Raw genomic sequence first — 16,659 nt, 5'->3', positions numbered from 1 at the left:
TTTTCGCCGTGACAACTTGCCACATCCGTAGACCCCCTATACTACAAGGCCTGGAGGCGGAGCCCCGGGCAATTCCCTTGTCATACGTGGGGCTTTTCATTACCATCCGTCAAAATTTTTATAAGTAAAGATTCAACACTTAGTAGACGCCTGATTTAACAGGCCAAAAAGCTGATGGGAGAGGACTGAATGAGCAATGACGGCGTGAATGCAGGCCGGCGTCGCTTCTTGGTAGCAGCCACATCCGTGGTGGGTGCTGCAGGAGCGGTGGGGGCTGCGGTCCCGTTCGTGGGGTCATGGTTTCCCAGTGCCAAGGCGAAAGCCGCAGGTGCACCGGTGAAGGTGAATGTCAGCAAGATCGAGCCAGGCCAGCAGATGATTGCTGAGTGGCGCGGCCAGCCGGTTTTCATTGTTCGTCGTACCGAGGAAATCCTGGGGAATCTGAAGAAGATCGAAGGCCAGCTGTCTGACCCGACGTCCGAAAAGTCCGACCAGCCCGCCTACGCCAAGAACGAAGCGCGTTCGATCAAGCCAGAAATTCTGCTGCTGGTTGGTCTGTGTACCCACTTGGGTTGTTCACCTACCTTCCGCCCGGAAGTGGCGCCTGTCGACTTGGGCAAAGACTGGGTCGGCGGTTATTTCTGCCCGTGCCACGGTTCCCACTATGACCTCGCCGGCCGCGTCTACAAATCCCAGCCTGCGCCCCTGAACCTGCCGGTTCCTCCTCACAATTACGAATCTGACGACATCATTGTCATTGGCCTCGACAAGGAGAACGCGTGATGAGCAAGTTCATGGATTGGGTGGATGCGCGCTTCCCCGCCACTAAAATGTGGGAAGACCATCTCAGCAAATATTACGCGCCGAAAAACTTCAACTTCTTCTACTTCTTCGGCTCCCTGGCGCTGTTGGTGCTGGTCAACCAGATCGTCACTGGCGTGTGGTTGACGATGAGCTACACGCCGTCGGCGGAAGAGGCGTTTGCCTCTGTCGAATACATCATGCGTGATGTCGAGTACGGCTCGATCCTGCGCCTGTTGCACTCCACCGGTGCGTCGGCGTTCTTTATCGTCGTCTACCTGCACATGTTCCGCGGCCTGCTCTACGGCTCGTACCAGAAGCCCCGTGAGCTGGTGTGGGTCTTCGGCATGTTGATCTATCTGGCACTGATGGCCGAAGCCTTTATGGGCTACCTGCTACCTTGGGGCCAGATGTCGTACTGGGGCGCCCAGGTGATCATCTCGCTGTTCGGCGCAATCCCGGTGATCGGCAACGACCTGACCCAGTGGATTCGTGGTGACTACCTGATCTCCGGCATCACCTTGAACCGCTTCTTCGCCTTGCACGTGGTGGCCTTGCCGATCGTGATCCTGGGCCTGGTGGTCTTGCATATCCTGGCGCTGCACGAAGTGGGTTCCAACAACCCGGATGGCGTGGACATCAAGAAGCACAAGGACGAGAACGGCATCCCGCTGGATGGCATTCCGTTCCACCCGTACTACACCGTGAAAGACATTGTCGGCGTGGTCGTGTTCCTGTTTGTGTTCTGCTCGATCGTGTTCTTTTTCCCGGAGATGGGCGGTTATTTCCTGGAGAAGCCTAACTTCGAACAGGCCAACGCCTTCAAGACACCTGAGCACATTGCCCCGGTCTGGTACTTCACGCCGTTCTACGCGATCTTGCGCGCGATCCCCGACAAACTCATGGGCGTGATCGCCATGGGCGCGGCCATCGCGGTGCTGTTCGTGCTGCCGTGGCTCGACCGTAGCCCGGTCAAGTCAATGCGCTACAAAGGCTGGCTGAGCAAGATCTGGCTGTGGGTGTTCTGCATTTCGTTCGTGATCCTGGGTGTGTTGGGTGTATTGGCGCCCACCCCTGAGCGGACGTTGCTGTCGCAGGTCTGCACCTTCCTGTACTTCGCCTACTTTATTCTGATGCCGTTCTATACCCGGCTCGAGAAGACCAAACCGGTTCCGGAAAGGGTGACTGGCTGATGAAAAAATTACTCGTTGCATTCGTGCTTGCGGCACTGCCGCTACTGTCCTTCGCTGCCGAACATGGTGCGCAGCTGGAAAAAGTCGATATCGATGTGTCTGACAAAGCCGCCATGCAGGATGGGCTGCGTACATTCACCAACTACTGCATGGGGTGCCACAGCGCCAAGTTCCAACGGTACGAGCGCGTTGCCGATGACCTGGGCATTCCCCATGAAGTGATGCTCAGCCACGCGGTGTTCACGGGTGCCAAGATCGGCGACCACATGAACATCGGCATGCAACCGGCCGACGCCAAGACCTGGTTCGGCGCCGCACCGCCCGACCTTACCCTGGTGGCCCGTGTACGCGGTACCGACTGGCTCTACGGTTACCTCAAGTCCTTCTACGAAGACCCTGCACGCCCCTATGGCGTGAACAACAAAGTCTTCCCGAACGTCGGCATGCCGAACGTTCTGGTCGGCCTGCAGGGGCGCCAAGTGGTAGGATGCAAGCAGGTTCAGGTCGTTGAAGACGGCAAGAAGCAATATGATCCGTTGACCGGCACGCCGCTGACCCATGAAGCGTGCGATCAACTGACCATCGTGCCCAAGACCGGTACGCTGAACGAAGAGCAGTTCGACGAGAAGGTCAAGAACCTGGTGACCTTCCTGGCCTACTCGGCCAACCCGGTCAAACTGCAGCATCAGCGCATCGGTACCTACGTCTTGCTGTACCTGGCTTTCTTCTTCGTATTCGCTTATTTGCTCAAGCGTGAATACTGGAAGGATGTGCATTGATCCAACCGTAAGCAATTGCTGTTAATCTTGCGCGCCCAGCGGCATCTCTGAACACGTAGCGCCGGTTTGAACCGGTCGTTACAGGGATGCTTTCTGGGCGCGCTCGTTTTTGAGCTTTCGATAATTTCAACAAGCGAGGAGGACCGCCATGGGCGTGACCAACCGGTTGGCCTGTTACTCCGACCCCGCCGACCACTATTCCCACCGAGTACGCATCGTGCTCGCAGAGAAGGGTGTCAGCGCCGAGATCATCAGTGTGGAGGCGGGCCGTCAGCCGCCGAAGCTGATCGAAGTGAACCCTTACGGCAGCTTGCCCACCCTGGTCGATCGTGACCTGGCGTTGTGGGAGTCGACCGTGGTGATGGAATACTTGGATGAGCGTTACCCTCATCCGCCTTTGCTGCCGGTGTACCCGGTGGCGCGTGCCAACAGCCGCCTGCTGATCCATCGGATCCAGCGTGACTGGTGCGGGTTGGTGGATGTGATCCTGGATTCGCGTTCCAAAGAAGCCGCTCGTGTGCAGGCGCGCAAGGAATTGCGCGAGAGCCTCACCGGCGTTTCGCCGTTGTTCGCCGATAAACCTTTTTTCCTCAGTGAGGAACAAAGCTTGGTGGATTGCTGCCTATTACCCATACTCTGGCGCTTGCCGATTCTGGGCATTGAACTGCCACGGCCGGCCAAGCCGTTGCTTGATTACATGGAGCGCCAGTTTGCGCGTGAGGCTTTCCAGGCAAGTCTGTCTGGTGCCGAGCGCGATATGCGCTAAGGCTTAAGGAGCCGTTGATGAACTCCAGTCGACCTTACCTGGTCCGCGCGCTCTATGAGTGGATTGTGGACAACGATTGCACCCCGCACATGCTGGTCAATTCCGAATTTCCTGCGGTTCAGGTACCCCAGGGTTTTGCCAGTGACGGGCAAATTGTGCTGAACGTATCGCCCAGTGCCGTGCGCCACCTTCACATGGACAACGAAGCGGTGAGCTTCGAAGGGCGTTTCGGCGGTGTGCCCCATACGCTGTTCGTGCCCATCGGCGCCATCCTCGGGATCTACGCCCGGGAAAATGGCCAGGGCATGGTGTTCGATCTGGAGTCGCCTTTAGAGGATGACGAAACGATCGAAGGCGAAGACGGTGATGATGTACCGCCACCGGATACCGAGCCGCCGCGCCCTAGCGGTCGGCCAAGCTTGAAAGTGGTGAAGTAGGCGGATTTCGCTTACAGACCCATCTGAAAAATGCCCCGACGTCTGTCGGGGCATTTTTTTTGCGTGAAGGATATGGATGAAAGTCGCGCCAGAACGGTGATCGTACAACCACCATGGGCTATGATGCGGTCTTTAGTTCGTCGAGAAAGATGGTTCATCATGGAAAACGCCAGCGCCGCCCCACGTCTTCCCCGCAAGCGCCGCAGCCTTGCCCAGGAATTGGTCACGGTGTTGTCCGAGCAGATCCGCGATGGCCAGCTCAAACGCGGCGACAAGCTGCCCACCGAGTCGGCGATCATGGACGCCCATGGCGTCAGCCGGACGGTGGTGCGTGAAGCCATCTCGCGCCTGCAGGCGGCGGGGCAGGTCGAGACTCGCCATGGTATCGGCACCTTCGTGCTGGACACGCCAAGCCCCAGCGGTTTTCGCATAGACCCGGCCACCGTGGTGACCTTGCGTGATGTGCTGGCGATTCTGGAGTTGCGTATCAGCCTGGAAGTGGAGTCTGCTGGCCTCGCGGCGCTGCGTCGCAGCGATGAGCAACTGGCGGCCATGCGTGCGGCCCTCGATGCCTTGAATGAAAGTGCGGCCCACGCCGGCGATGCGGTGGCGTCGGACTTTGCCTTCCACCTGGAAATTGCGCTGTCTACCGGCAACCGCTACTTCACCGACATCATGACCCACCTGGGCACCAGCATCATTCCGCGTACCCGCCTGAATTCGGCGCGCCTGGCCCATGATGACCAACAGCACTACATGAGCCGCTTGAGCCGCGAACACGAAGAAATCTATGAGGCGATTGCCCGCCAGGATTCGGATGCGGCACGGGCGGCGATGCGCTTGCATTTGACCAACAGTCGCGAGCGACTGCGCCATGCCCATGAAGAGGCAGAGGCGCAGCGGGGCTGATCGTTCCCACGCTCTGCGTGGTAACGCCTCTATGGACGCTCCGCGTCCCGATGCGCGTGAATTTCTCAAGCCCTCGCAGGGTGACGCGGAGCGTCATAGGCTGTATTCCCACGCAGAGCGTGGGAACGATCATGCCAGCCGTTAGTTGGCGGGTTGGTTTGGCTTGTAGTCCTTAAGCAATAAGTACGTACTCCATCCCCACCAATCATTGGTCCAGTGCTTGTCGTTCAAATCGTTGACGTCCTTGCGCCGCAGCACCTTGTCCCCCTCTATCTTGAACAGCGGCGAGAAGTTATTCGCCGGGTTCTGCGCGGCGTTCAGGTCGGGCACATACAGCGGTGCCTTGAACTCAGCCGGGGAGGGCGCGATGCCGCTGATGAAGGTTTCGAAGATTTCATCTGCCGAGGCCTGTACCGCCCGTTTGACCTGCACGCGATTGTCGGCGTCAATGCTGTCGAAGTAGCGCTTGTCGCCGTAGGCATGCCACTGAGCGCCCATGGCATTGCGCACCTTGAGCCCGAATTTACTGTCTTCATCGTGCATGAAGCGGCTGATCAGCGAGCCGAGTTCTCCTGGCGTCACCACTGCCGCCAGTTGTTTGCGCGGTACCCGCAGGTGGCCGGCGGAAAACAGATCGGTCAAAAAGTGATCGGCAAAGCTGTTCATGGCGTAAGCCAATTCCAGGGCCTGGTCGGTGCCGGTCTGATGGGCCACCACTGCCTGTTGCAGTGCTGCCGTATGGCCGGCCATGTAGGCCGACAAGGCCCACTCACCGAAGTGGTCGGCGTTGTCGGCTGCCAGTTTCAAGTAGCGGCCCAGTGGCACGAGGGCCGAAACAGCGCTGCCGCCGCCGGTGATGCGGTTCCACTCCTCGGACAACGTATCACCCAGGGCGTCGTAGGCTTCGTGCGGCTGTTTGCCGTCCTTGATCGCCTGGTTGACGGCGTTGATCTCCTTTTGCATCACCGCCAGGATCTTCTGCGCTTCTTCCCGTGAAGCGGGCAACACGGCAAGAGAATTGAAGGCCGCGGTAAAGCGTTGCACGCGCTCGGACGGCGAGTTGCCATCGCTGATCGGTTGGCCGGGGATGCCATAGAAGTCGCCGCCCAGGGCGATTACTTGACCATAGGTCAGCGCGAGCCCGTTGGGCAGATGCAGTTCGACTTGGCGCGCAGGGATGGCCGGGGCGTCCTTGCTGAAGCGAAGCAGGGTGTCATCGCCGATGGCGGTGTGTTCACCGCCTTCGAAGCGCAGGGTTGGCGGGTTTTTTTCGGGTGCTGCGAGTTCAAGACCTGACATGTTAGCTCCTTGCTATGTCGTAGGAATCTTCCGTGATAACTGTATACATATACAGTTATATGGATCATAGGTGAGAAATTTCCTACGTCAAGAGCCGCGTCTTAAGCCTTCGCAGGAGTACGCCGGATGAATTGCAGTTGACGAATTTATTTATAGTTGTACGATGACGTACGACATCATCAAAACCAACAACAACCTTTCGTTTAGAAAGTCTTCGCCCAGGGTGTTCGAATAATGAATCCACAAGAACTGAAGTCCATCCTCTCCCACGGTCTGCTGTCTTTCCCGGTGACCGATTTCAACGCCCAGGGTGATTTCCACCAGGCGGGTTACATCAAGCGCCTGGAATGGCTGGCCCCTTATGGCGCCAGCGCCTTGTTCGCCGCGGGTGGCACAGGTGAGTTTTTCTCCCTGGCGGCCAGCGAATATTCCCAGGTGGTGAAAACCGCCGTGGATACCTGCGCGTCCAGCGTGCCGATCCTGGCCGGTGTGGGCGGTGCTACCCGCCAAGCCATCGAGTACGCCCAAGAGGCCGAACGCCTCGGCGCCAAAGGTTTGCTGCTGCTGCCGCACTACCTCACCGAAGCCAGCCAGGACGGGGTTGCCGCCCACGTTGAAGCCGTGTGCAAGTCGGTCAAGATCGGCGTGGTGGTGTACAACCGCAATGTCTGCCGCCTGACCGCACCGCTGTTGGAGCGCCTGGCCGAGCGCTGCCCGAACCTGATCGGCTACAAGGATGGCCTGGGTGATATCGAGTTGATGGTGTCGATCCGCCGTCGCCTGGGCGACCGTTTCAGCTACCTCGGTGGTTTGCCGACTGCAGAGGTTTACGCCGCAGCCTACAAGGCCCTGGGCGTGCCGGTGTACTCCTCGGCGGTGTTCAACTTCATCCCCAAGACGGCGATGGATTTCTACCATGCCATTGCCCGCGAAGATCACGCCACCGTCGGCAAGATCATCGACGATTTCTTCCTGCCGTACCTGGATATCCGTAATCGCAAGGCCGGTTACGCGGTGAGCATCGTCAAGGCCGGTGCGAAAATCGTCGGTTATGACGCAGGCCCCGTGCGCACGCCACTGACCGACCTGCTGCCGGAAGAGTACGAAGCCCTCGCCGCGCTGATCGACAAGCAAGGCGCGCAATAAATTATCCACAAGGCCGCTGAGCAATCAGCGGCCTTTTGCGTCAGGAGAAGATTCGTGTCCCAAGCAAAGCGTTTTGAGAACTACATCAATGGCCAATGGGTAACCGGCGCCGACTACTGCACCAACATCAACCCCTCGGATGTGTCCGACGCCATTGGCGAATATGCCAAAGCCGACGTGGCCCAAGTCAACGCGGCCATCGACGCTGCCCGCGCCGCGTTCCCGGCGTGGTCCACCTCCGGTATCCAGGCGCGTCACGATGCGCTGGATAAAGTCGGCAGCGAGATTCTCGCCCGTCGTGAAGAACTCGGCACCCTGCTGGCCCGGGAAGAGGGCAAGACCCTCCCCGAAGCCATTGGTGAAGTGACCCGCGCCGGCAATATTTTCAAATTCTTCGCCGGTGAGTGCCTGCGCCTGTCGGGCGATTACGTGCCTTCGGTGCGCCCGGGCGTCAACGTTGAAGTGACCCGCGAAGCCCTCGGTGTGGTGGGCCTGATCACCCCGTGGAACTTCCCGATCGCCATCCCCGCGTGGAAAATCGCTCCGGCGCTGGCCTACGGCAACTGCGTGGTGATCAAGCCTGCCGAACTGGTGCCGGGCTGTGCCTGGGCCTTGGCCGAAATCATCTCCCGCGCCGGCTTCCCTGCCGGTGTGTTCAACCTGGTGATGGGCAGTGGCCGTGTGGTCGGCGACGTGCTGGTCAACAGCCCGAAAGTCGATGGCATCAGTTTCACCGGGTCTGTGGGTGTTGGGCGTCAGATCGCCGTCAGCTGTGTATCGCGCCAGGCCAAGGTGCAGTTGGAAATGGGTGGCAAGAACCCGCAGATCATTCTCGACGATGCCGACCTCAAGCAGGCTGTCGAGCTGTCGGTACAGAGTGCGTTCTACTCCACCGGCCAGCGTTGCACCGCCTCGAGCCGCTTGATTGTCACCGCGGGGATCCACGACCAGTTTGTCGCCGCCATGGCCGAGCGCATGAAGTCGATCAAGGTCGGCCACGCTTTGCATAGTGGTACCGACATTGGCCCGGTGGTGTCCCAGGCCCAGTTGGATCAGGACATGAAATACATCGACATCGGCCAGAGCGAAGGCGCCCGGCTGGTGAGCGGTGGCGGCCTGGTCACCTGCGACACCGAAGGCTATTACCTGGCGCCCACACTGTTTGCCGACAGTGAAGCGGCGATGCGCATCAGCCGTGAAGAGATCTTCGGCCCGGTGGCCAACGTGGTGCGCGTGGCGGACTACGAGGCGGCGCTGGCCATGGCCAATGACACCGAGTTCGGCTTGTCGGCCGGCATCGCCACCACCTCGCTCAAATATGCCAACCACTTCAAGCGCCACTCCCAGGCTGGAATGGTGATGGTCAACCTGCCGACGGCGGGGGTGGACTATCACGTTCCATTTGGTGGCCGTAAGGGCTCATCCTACGGTTCGCGTGAGCAAGGTCGCTATGCGCAAGAGTTCTACACCGTGGTGAAAACCAGCTACATCGGTTCGTAACACGCAGCACCCCGTGGCACCGGCTCCAGGTGGGAGCTGGCTTGCCTGCGATAGCCTCACCTCGGTCTCGCTGACACACCGAGGTGCCTGCATCGCGGGCAAGCCCGGCTCCCTCATAGTGCGGTTTCCACGGCAAAAAAATGATTACCCGCAAAAAAAATAATTAGTGGGAGTACTTCTACATGCAAGCGACCAAGCCGACCCACGTCCGCTATTTGATCCTGCTCATGCTGTTCCTGGTGACCACGATCAACTACGCCGACCGGGCCACCATCGCTATCGCCGGCTCCAGCCTGCAAAAAGACCTCGGTATCGACGCGGTCACCCTCGGTTATATCTTCTCTGCATTCGGTTGGGCCTACGTGGCCGGGCAAATTCCCGGTGGCTGGCTGCTCGACCGTTTCGGCTCGAAAAAAGTCTATGCCCTGAGCATCTTCACCTGGTCGCTGTTCACCGTGCTGCAAGGCTATGTCGGTGAGTTTGGCGTCTCCACTGCGGTGGTCGCGCTGTTCATGCTGCGCTTTATGGTGGGCTTGGCCGAGGCGCCGTCGTTTCCGGGAAATGCCCGTATTGTTGCGGCGTGGTTTCCTACGGCGGAACGCGGCACTGCGTCGGCGATCTTCAACTCGGCCCAGTATTTCGCCACGGTGTTGTTCGCGCCGTTGATGGGCTGGATCGTCTATCGCTTTGGCTGGCAGCACGTGTTTATCGTGATGGGCGTGATCGGCATTGTTTTCTCGCTGATCTGGCTGAAAGTTATCCACAGCCCGCGCCAGCATCCGATGATCAACGAGGCCGAGTTCAATCACATCGCCGCCAATGGCGCGATGGTCGATATGGATCAGGACAAGGGCAAGGGTAAGAAAACCGACGGGCCCAAGTGGGATTACATCCGCCAGCTTCTGACCAACCGCATGATGCTTGGCGTCTACCTGGGCCAGTATTGCATCAACGGTATCACCTACTTCTTCCTGACCTGGTTTCCGGTGTACCTGGTGCAGGAGCGTGGCATGACCATCCTCAAAGCCGGCTTCATTGCCTCGTTACCGGCGATCTGCGGCTTTATCGGCGGGGTGCTCGGCGGGGTGATTTCCGACTACCTGCTGCGCAAAGGCCATTCGCTGACCTTCGCACGCAAGGCGCCGATCATCGGTGGCCTGCTGATTTCCAGCAGCATCGTGGCGTGCAATTACGTGGACATCGAATGGATGGTGGTGGGCTTCATGGCCTTGGCCTTCTTCGGCAAAGGCGTTGGCGCATTGGGTTGGGCGGTGGTGTCCGACACCTCGCCGAAACAAATCGCCGGGCTCAGTGGCGGCTTGTTCAACACCTTCGGTAACCTGGCGTCGATCACCACGCCGATTGTGATTGGCTACATCATCAGCACCACCGGCTCGTTCAAATGGGCGCTGGTGTTCGTCGGCGCCAACGCGCTGGTGGCGGTATTCAGCTACCTGGTGATTGTCGGCCCGATCAAGCGCGTGGTGCTCAAGGAGCCGCCCACCAAAGGCCCGGAGTTGACCAACCTTTCTCAAGCGCATTCCTGAGGTTCGTGTGATGCAGTTGATTGAACATGCCGACTCGCCGCGCTCGATCCGTTTGCACGAGCGCGACAATGTGGTGATCGTGGTGAACGATCAAGGGGTACCCGCCGGTACCGAGTTTCCCGACGGCCTCGTCACCGTGGATTTCATCCCGCAGAGCCACAAGGTGACCCTGGAAGACATCCCCGAGGGCGGCCAGATTATTCGCTACGGCCAGACCATCGGTTATGCCCTGGCGCCGATTCCGCGCGGCAGTTGGGTGCAGGAGGACCAGTTGCGCATGCCCACCGCACCGCCGCTGGACAGCTTGCCGCTGTCCACCGAGGTGCCTGAAACCCAGGCGCCCCTGGAGGGGTTTACCTTCGAGGGCTATCGCAATGCAGACGGCACCGTGGGCACGCGCAATATCCTCGGCATTACCACCACCGTGCAATGCGTTACCGGCGTGCTGGACCATGCGGTCAAGCGCATCAAGGACGAGTTGCTGCCCCAGTACCCGCATGTCGATGATGTGGTGGCGCTGACCCACAGCTACGGCTGCGGCGTGGCGATTACGGCGACGGATGCCTATATCCCCATCCGCACCGTGCGCAACCTGGCGCGCAACCCCAACCTGGGCGGCGAGGCCTTGGTGATCAGCCTGGGCTGCGAAAAGCTTCAGGCAGGGCAGGTGATGCACGATAACGACAGCTCCGTGGACCTGAGCGAGCCATGGCTGTATCGCTTGCAGGATTCCAGCCACGGCTTTACTGAAATGATCGAGCAGATCATGGCCCTGGCCGACGTGCGCTTGAAAAAACTCAACCAGCGTCGCCGCGAAACCGTGCCGGCCTCCGAGTTGATCCTGGGCATGCAGTGCGGCGGCAGCGATGCGTTTTCCGGCATCACCGCCAACCCGGCGCTGGGGTATGCCTCGGATCTGTTACTGCGTGCCGGCGCGACGGTGATGTTTTCCGAAGTGACTGAAGTGCGCGATGCGATTTACCTGCTGACCTCACGCGCGCAGAACCAGGACGTTGCCCGCGAGCTGGTCAGGGAAATGGACTGGTACGACCGTTACCTGGCCAAGGGCGAGGCAGACCGCAGCGCCAATACCACGCCGGGTAACAAGAAGGGCGGGCTGTCGAATATTGTCGAAAAGTCGTTGGGCTCCATCGTCAAATCCGGCAGCAGTGCCATCAACGGCGTGCTTGGCCCTGGTGAGCGCTTCAAGGAAAAGGGCCTGATCTTTTGCGCCACACCGGCCAGTGATTTTGTCTGCGGCACCTTGCAACTGGCGGCGGGGATGAACCTGCACGTGTTCACCACCGGGCGCGGCACGCCGTATGGGCTGGCGATGGCGCCGGTGGTGAAGGTCTCCACCCGCACCGAGCTGGCCCAGCGTTGGCCGGACCTGATCGATATCGACGCCGGGCGCATTGCCACGGGGCGGGCGAGTATCGAGGAGCTGGGTTGGGAGCTGTTCCACTTCTATCTGGATGTGGCCAGCGGCAAGAAGCAGACCTGGGCAGAGCGGCATAAGCTGCATAACGACATCACGCTGTTCAACCCGGCGCCGATTACCTGAAACCAGGCGCTAACCTGTGGGAGCTGGCTTGCCTGCGATAGCGGTGCATCAATTATGAGTGCATCGGCTGACATATCGCCATCGCAGGCAAGCCAGCTCCCACATTTGAATGGCGTTGCCCACACGAACCCGCTCGGACTGGCTTATCATTAGCCAACTAACGACGCCCACCAAGGTTCTCCCCGGCATGCTGGCAATCTTCCTCACCACCCTCACCATCACCGCGCCGGTGTTTGCCATGCTGTTCCTGGGCGTGTTTCTAAAGCGCATCAACTGGATCAATGACAACTTTATCCACACCGCATCGTCCCTGGTGTTCAACGTCGCCATGCCGGCGCTGCTGTTCCTTGGCATTCTGCATGCCGACCTGCACTCGGCGCTCAAGCCGGGGTTGCTGATCTACTTTTGCGTCGCCACCCTGGTGAGCTTTGCCATGGCCTGGGGCTGGGCAATCTTTCGTTGCAAGCGCGAAGACCGAGGCATCTACGCCCAAGGCGCGTTTCGTGGCAATAACGGGGTCATCGGCCTGGCGCTGGCGGCCAGTATGTACGGCGACTACGGTATATCGCTGGGCGCGATCCTCGCAGCGCTGGTGATCCTCTTTTACAACACGCTGTCGACCATTGTGCTGGCGGTCTATAGCCCAGTGATCAAGTCCGACCCGTGGAGCATCTTCAAAAGCGTATTGGCCAACCCGCTGATTATCAGCGTGATCGTCGCCACGCCGTTCGCGTACTTCCAGATCGGCGTGCCCGGCTGGTTGGAGAAGTCCTTGCAGTACCTGTCGGACACCACGCTGCCGTTGGCGTTGATTTGCATCGGCGGCACCTTGTCCATGGCCGCGCTGCGCAAGAGCGGCAACATGGCGTTGAGCGCGAGCCTGATGAAGATGATCTGGCTACCAGTGATCGCCACATTGGGCGCTTGGTTGCTGGGGTTCCGGGGGCCGGAGTTGGGGATTCTGTTTCTGTATTTCGGCGCGCCCACGGCCGCCGCGAGCTTTGTAATGGCCAGGGCGGCGGAGGGTAATCATGAGTTGGCGGCCGCGATTATCGTGATCACCACGTTGATGGCGGCGGTGACCACGAATATCGGGATTTTTGTGTTGCAGGCGGGTGGTTGGATCTGAAATAGGCGGGCAGGTTGAGGCCCCATCGCAGCGATGCGGCGACCCGACAAGCCAGCTCCCACATGTGGATGTGTGAATACACTCAAGTGTGGGAGCTGGCTTGCCTGCGATAACTATCTGGCAGTCACTGCTGATCCGCCTGATACGCCTCAATCACTTCCTGCGCCGCCCGAAACGCATCAATCGCCGCCGGCACCCCGGCATACACCGCGCAATGCAGCAGCGCTTCGCGGATCTCCTCCACCGTACAGCCATTATTCAGCGCACCGCGCACATGGCCCTTGAGTTCCTGCGGGCACTTGAGGGCGGTGAGGGCGGCGAGGGTGATCAGGCTGCGGGTCTTGAGCGGCAAACCCTCGCGGTTCCAGACGCTGCCCCACGCGTGCTCGTTGACGAAGTCCTGCAGCGGCTGGGTGAACGCCGTGGCATTGCCCAGGGCGCGGTCGACGAACGCATCGCCCATGACCTGGCGACGTACTTCAACCCCGGGTTTTTTCTGATCGGTCATTGCGATTCCCTCTTGTGTTGGCGGTGCCAGGCGCGCAGTGAGGTGAACAACAGCAAAACCACTAACGCTGGCAGGACGTAATACAGCATCAATTGTTCAAGCTTGTTGGCCAGCGGCATGCCCGTGGTGAAGGCCATGACATGCAGCCCGTACGCCAGGTACAGCCCCAGCAGCACCAGCCCTTCGATACGTGTTACCCGATAGCCGGTATAGAACACCGGCAGGCACAGGATGATGGCGCCGAGCATCACCGGTAAATCGAAGTCCAGGGCGTTGGGTGATACCGAAAGCGGTGTCGGCGCCACCAGTGCGGTAAAACCCAGCACGCCGAGCAGGTTGAACAGGTTGCTGCCGATCACGTTGCCTACGGCAATCTCCCGTTCGCCACGCAACGCGGCGATCAGCGACGTGGCAAGGCACGGCAGCGAGGTGCCGACGCCGATCAACGTGAGGCCGATGACGCGCTCCGACAATCCGAGATCGCCCGCCACCTCCACCGCTGCGCCGAGCAACAAATGCCCGGCCAGCACCAGCACCAGCAAACCGCCGAGCATCAGCAGCACACTGCTCAGCCATGGCGCCTTCGCCACGGTGTCCAGAGTGCGCGGGCGCCGGGAATGACGTGTCTGGTAGTGCAATACGCCTAGGTAGGCCACCAGCGCCACCAGCAGCACGGCGCCATCGAAGGGCGTCAGCATTTCATTGGCGGCGAGGATAAACACCAGCAGGCCGGCGACGATCATCACCGGGATATCCACGCGCACCAGCTGCCGCGAGACCCGCAGCGGAATGATCAGTGCGGACAAACCCAGGGTCACAAGGATATTGAAGATGCTGCTGCCGATGACGCTGCCTACGGCAATGTCCGTGTTGCCGGCCAGCGTGGCCTGAAGACTGACGGTCATCTGTGGCGCACTGCTGCCGAAGGCGACGATGCTCAAGCCGATGATCAGTGGCCGCACCTTGAGGCTCGCCGCCAGGCGTACCGCGGCGCGTACCAGGATTTCAGCGCCGATGATCAGCAAGATCAGGCCGCCCACCAGTTCGAGCAGGCTCCAGGGTGAGAGGGCGTTCAATCCGAAAATGCTCAAGGCTGCCTCGATCAGTTGTTCAGGGCTTGCACGCGTACCCGTGCGGTACCGCTGCGCAGCATGCGCAACTGCTCGGCAGCCTTGCGTGAAAGGTCGATCAGGCGCCCACGGGTATGCGGGCCGCGATCAGTGATACGCACCACGACAGAACGGTTGTTGTCGAGGTTGGTCACCTTGACCTGGGTGCCGAAGGGCAGGCGCCGATGGGCGGCGGTCAAGGCGTTCTGGTTGAAAGGTTCACCGCTGGCGGTTTTCTTGCCATGGTGCTTGGCGCCGTAATAAGACGCGGTGCCGGTTTCGTCGTAGCCGTTGGGGTCGATGAGGCCGCTGGCGCAACCGGCCAGCAGGGAGGACAGGGCCAGGAGGCCGAGTAGACGCTTCATTGTCAGGAAGTCCCAGATGTAAATGTGGGAGCTGGCTTGCCTGCGATAGCATCGGCTCGGTGTAACTGAAACACCGAGGTGCCTGAATCGCAGGCAAGCCAGCTCCCACAAAAGGTCGGGGTGTAGGTGAAACTCCACTCCGACCATTTCACTGCAATCAGCCTTCGAGCTTGCTTTTGAGCAGTTCGTTCACCTGTTGCGGGTTGGCTTTGCCCTTGGAGGCTTTCATCGCCTGGCCGACAAAGAAGCCGAACATCTTGCCGCGCTTGGCTTCGTCTGCCGCACGGTATTGCTCGACCTGCTCGGCATTGGCCGCGAGCATCTCATCGAGCACGGCCGAGATGGCGCCGCTGTCGGTGACTTGCTTGAGGCCACGCTTCTCGATGATCTCGTCGGCATTGCCTTCACCGGCAGCCATCGCTTCGAACACGGTCTTGGCAATTTTGCCGGAGATGGTGTTGTCCTTGATGCGCAGCAGCATGCCACCCAGTTGTTCGGCGGTGACCGGCGCTTCGTCGATTTCCAGGCCCTGTTTGTTCAACAGGCTGCCCAGCTCGACCATCACCCAGTTGGCCGCCAGCTTGGCGTCGCCGGCAATGCTCACGACTTTTTCGAAGTAGTTGGCTTGTTCACGGCTGGAGGCCAGGACGCTGGCATCGTAGACCGACAGGCCGAACTGCTCCTGGAAGCGCTCGCGTTTTTGCTGCGGCAGTTCCGGCAGGGTGGCGCGGATGTCATTGAGGAAGGAATCCTCCAGCACCACCGGCAACAGGTCCGGGTCGGGGAAGTAACGGTAGTCGTTGGCTTCCTCTTTGCTGCGCATGGCGCGGGTTTCGTCTTTGTTCGGATCGTACAGGCGCGTTTGCTGGATCACCTTGCCGCCGTCTTCGATCAGCTCGATCTGGCGACGTACTTCGCTGTTGATCGCCTTCTCGATGAAGCGGAACGAGTTGACGTTCTTGATCTCGCAGCGGGTGCCGAACTCGACCTGGCCCTTGGGGCGGATCGACACGTTGCAGTCGCAACGCAGCGAGCCTTCGGCCATGTTGCCGTCGCAGATGCCCAGGTAGCGCACCAGCGCGTGGATGGTCTTGACGTAGGCCACGGCTTCCTTGGCGCTGCGCATGTCCGGCTCGGACACGATCTCCAGCAGCGGCGTGCCAGCACGGTTCAGGTCGATACCGGTAGCGCCCGGGAATTCTTCGTGCAGGCTTTTGCCGGCGTCTTCTTCCAGGTGCGCACGGGTGACGCCGACGCGCTTGATGGTGCCGTCTTCCAGGGGAATGTCCAGGTGGCCCTTGCCGACAATCGGCAGTTCCATCTGGCTGATCTGGTAGCCCTTGGGCAGGTCCGGGTAGAAGTAGTTCTTGCGCGCAAACACGTTGTGCTGGCCGATCTCGGCGTCAATCGCCAAGCCGAACATCACGGCCATGCGCACCGCTTCCTGGTTCAGCACCGGCAGCACGCCGGGCATGCCCAAGTCGACCAGGCTGGCCTGGGTATTGGGTTCGGAGCCGAACGTGGTGGCGCTACCGGAGAAAATCTTCGATTGGGTGGCGAGCTGGGTATGAATCTCCAGCCCGATCACAACTTCCCATTGCATAGTG

16 protein-coding genes are annotated in these 16,659 nt (G+C 60.1%); 11 read left to right on the top strand and 5 right to left on the bottom strand.

Annotated elements, in window-relative coordinates; all coding sequences use genetic code 11:
- The first annotated feature begins 189 nt into the window (after nucleotides 1–189).
- From petA to AC4PS6_RS27425, 6 genes are all read left to right on the top strand, one after another.
- Entirely contained in the window at nucleotides 190–783 is a 594-nt protein-coding gene (gene petA, locus AC4PS6_RS27450) for a ubiquinol-cytochrome c reductase iron-sulfur subunit (RefSeq protein ID WP_003188524.1), read from the top strand.
- Nucleotides 783–1,994, top strand: a complete 1,212-nt coding sequence (locus tag AC4PS6_RS27445) for a cytochrome b (protein WP_003188526.1) — start codon at nucleotides 783–785, stop codon at nucleotides 1,992–1,994. Before petA ends, AC4PS6_RS27445 begins: the two co-directional genes overlap by 1 nt.
- Nucleotides 1,994–2,773, top strand: a complete 780-nt coding sequence (locus AC4PS6_RS27440; RefSeq protein ID WP_014716911.1) for a cytochrome c1 — start codon at nucleotides 1,994–1,996, stop codon at nucleotides 2,771–2,773. The genes AC4PS6_RS27445 and AC4PS6_RS27440 overlap by 1 nt, the downstream gene beginning before the upstream one ends.
- A gap of 148 nt (nucleotides 2,774–2,921) precedes the next feature.
- The gene (locus tag AC4PS6_RS27435; RefSeq protein ID WP_003188529.1) at nucleotides 2,922–3,539 is read left to right on the top strand and encodes a glutathione S-transferase N-terminal domain-containing protein; all 618 of its coding nucleotides are present in this window, start codon (nucleotides 2,922–2,924) and stop codon (nucleotides 3,537–3,539) included.
- Nucleotides 3,540–3,556: 17 nt separating this feature from the next.
- On the top strand, nucleotides 3,557–3,976 hold the full coding sequence (locus AC4PS6_RS27430) for a ClpXP protease specificity-enhancing factor (RefSeq protein WP_014716912.1): 420 nt from the start codon (nucleotides 3,557–3,559) through the stop codon (nucleotides 3,974–3,976).
- A gap of 159 nt (nucleotides 3,977–4,135) precedes the next feature.
- Nucleotides 4,136–4,885, top strand: coding sequence for a FadR/GntR family transcriptional regulator (locus AC4PS6_RS27425; RefSeq protein ID WP_003188534.1), 750 nt, complete (start codon nucleotides 4,136–4,138; stop codon nucleotides 4,883–4,885).
- A 141-nt stretch (nucleotides 4,886–5,026) separates the two neighbouring features.
- On the opposite strand, the gene AC4PS6_RS27420 is transcribed toward AC4PS6_RS27425, so the two are convergent.
- Nucleotides 5,027–6,184 carry a phospholipase gene (locus tag AC4PS6_RS27420; RefSeq protein WP_103451293.1) on the bottom strand — a complete coding sequence of 386 codons (1,158 nt, stop codon included), beginning with the start codon at nucleotides 6,182–6,184 and terminating at the stop codon, nucleotides 5,027–5,029.
- Between the two features lie 234 nt (nucleotides 6,185–6,418).
- On the opposite strand from AC4PS6_RS27420, the gene kdgD reads away from it, so the two are divergent.
- From kdgD to AC4PS6_RS27395, 5 genes are all read left to right on the top strand, one after another.
- The gene (kdgD, locus tag AC4PS6_RS27415; RefSeq protein WP_003188537.1) at nucleotides 6,419–7,330 is read left to right on the top strand and encodes a 5-dehydro-4-deoxyglucarate dehydratase; all 912 of its coding nucleotides are present in this window, start codon (nucleotides 6,419–6,421) and stop codon (nucleotides 7,328–7,330) included.
- Between the two features lie 54 nt (nucleotides 7,331–7,384).
- The gene (locus AC4PS6_RS27410) at nucleotides 7,385–8,830 is read left to right on the top strand and encodes an aldehyde dehydrogenase family protein (RefSeq protein ID WP_014716914.1); all 1,446 of its coding nucleotides are present in this window, start codon (nucleotides 7,385–7,387) and stop codon (nucleotides 8,828–8,830) included.
- A gap of 182 nt (nucleotides 8,831–9,012) precedes the next feature.
- The gene (locus AC4PS6_RS27405) at nucleotides 9,013–10,377 is read left to right on the top strand and encodes an MFS transporter (RefSeq protein WP_014716915.1); all 1,365 of its coding nucleotides are present in this window, start codon (nucleotides 9,013–9,015) and stop codon (nucleotides 10,375–10,377) included.
- Nucleotides 10,378–10,387: 10 nt separating this feature from the next.
- On the top strand, nucleotides 10,388–11,941 hold the full coding sequence (gene garD, locus AC4PS6_RS27400; protein WP_019816962.1) for a galactarate dehydratase: 1,554 nt from the start codon (nucleotides 10,388–10,390) through the stop codon (nucleotides 11,939–11,941).
- 187 nt (nucleotides 11,942–12,128) lie between these two features.
- Nucleotides 12,129–13,070, top strand: a complete 942-nt coding sequence (locus AC4PS6_RS27395; RefSeq protein ID WP_003188544.1) for an AEC family transporter — start codon at nucleotides 12,129–12,131, stop codon at nucleotides 13,068–13,070.
- Nucleotides 13,071–13,194: 124 nt separating this feature from the next.
- On the opposite strand, the gene AC4PS6_RS27390 is transcribed toward AC4PS6_RS27395, so the two are convergent.
- From AC4PS6_RS27390 to gatB, 4 genes are all read right to left on the bottom strand, one after another.
- A complete protein-coding gene (locus AC4PS6_RS27390; RefSeq protein WP_014716917.1) occupies nucleotides 13,195–13,578 on the bottom strand; it encodes a carboxymuconolactone decarboxylase family protein in 384 nt (127 codons plus the stop codon).
- Nucleotides 13,575–14,621: a calcium/sodium antiporter gene (locus AC4PS6_RS27385; RefSeq protein WP_490602872.1), complete on the bottom strand. Its 1,047-nt coding sequence runs from the start codon at nucleotides 14,619–14,621 to the stop codon at nucleotides 13,575–13,577. Before AC4PS6_RS27385 ends, AC4PS6_RS27390 begins: the two co-directional genes overlap by 4 nt.
- 59 nt (nucleotides 14,622–14,680) lie before the next feature.
- On the bottom strand, nucleotides 14,681–15,052 hold the full coding sequence (locus AC4PS6_RS27380) for a septal ring lytic transglycosylase RlpA family protein (RefSeq protein ID WP_014716919.1): 372 nt from the start codon (nucleotides 15,050–15,052) through the stop codon (nucleotides 14,681–14,683).
- 157 nt (nucleotides 15,053–15,209) lie between these two features.
- Nucleotides 15,210–16,655: an Asp-tRNA(Asn)/Glu-tRNA(Gln) amidotransferase subunit GatB gene (gene gatB / locus AC4PS6_RS27375; RefSeq protein ID WP_005784800.1), complete on the bottom strand. Its 1,446-nt coding sequence runs from the start codon at nucleotides 16,653–16,655 to the stop codon at nucleotides 15,210–15,212.
- Nucleotides 16,656–16,659 lie beyond the last annotated feature (4 nt).

The sequence above is a fragment of the Pseudomonas sp. DW-iso17 genome (assembly GCF_058725345.1).
The sequence above is the reverse complement of the archived record's forward strand: the minus strand, read 5'-3'. Positions and strand labels throughout refer to the sequence as shown.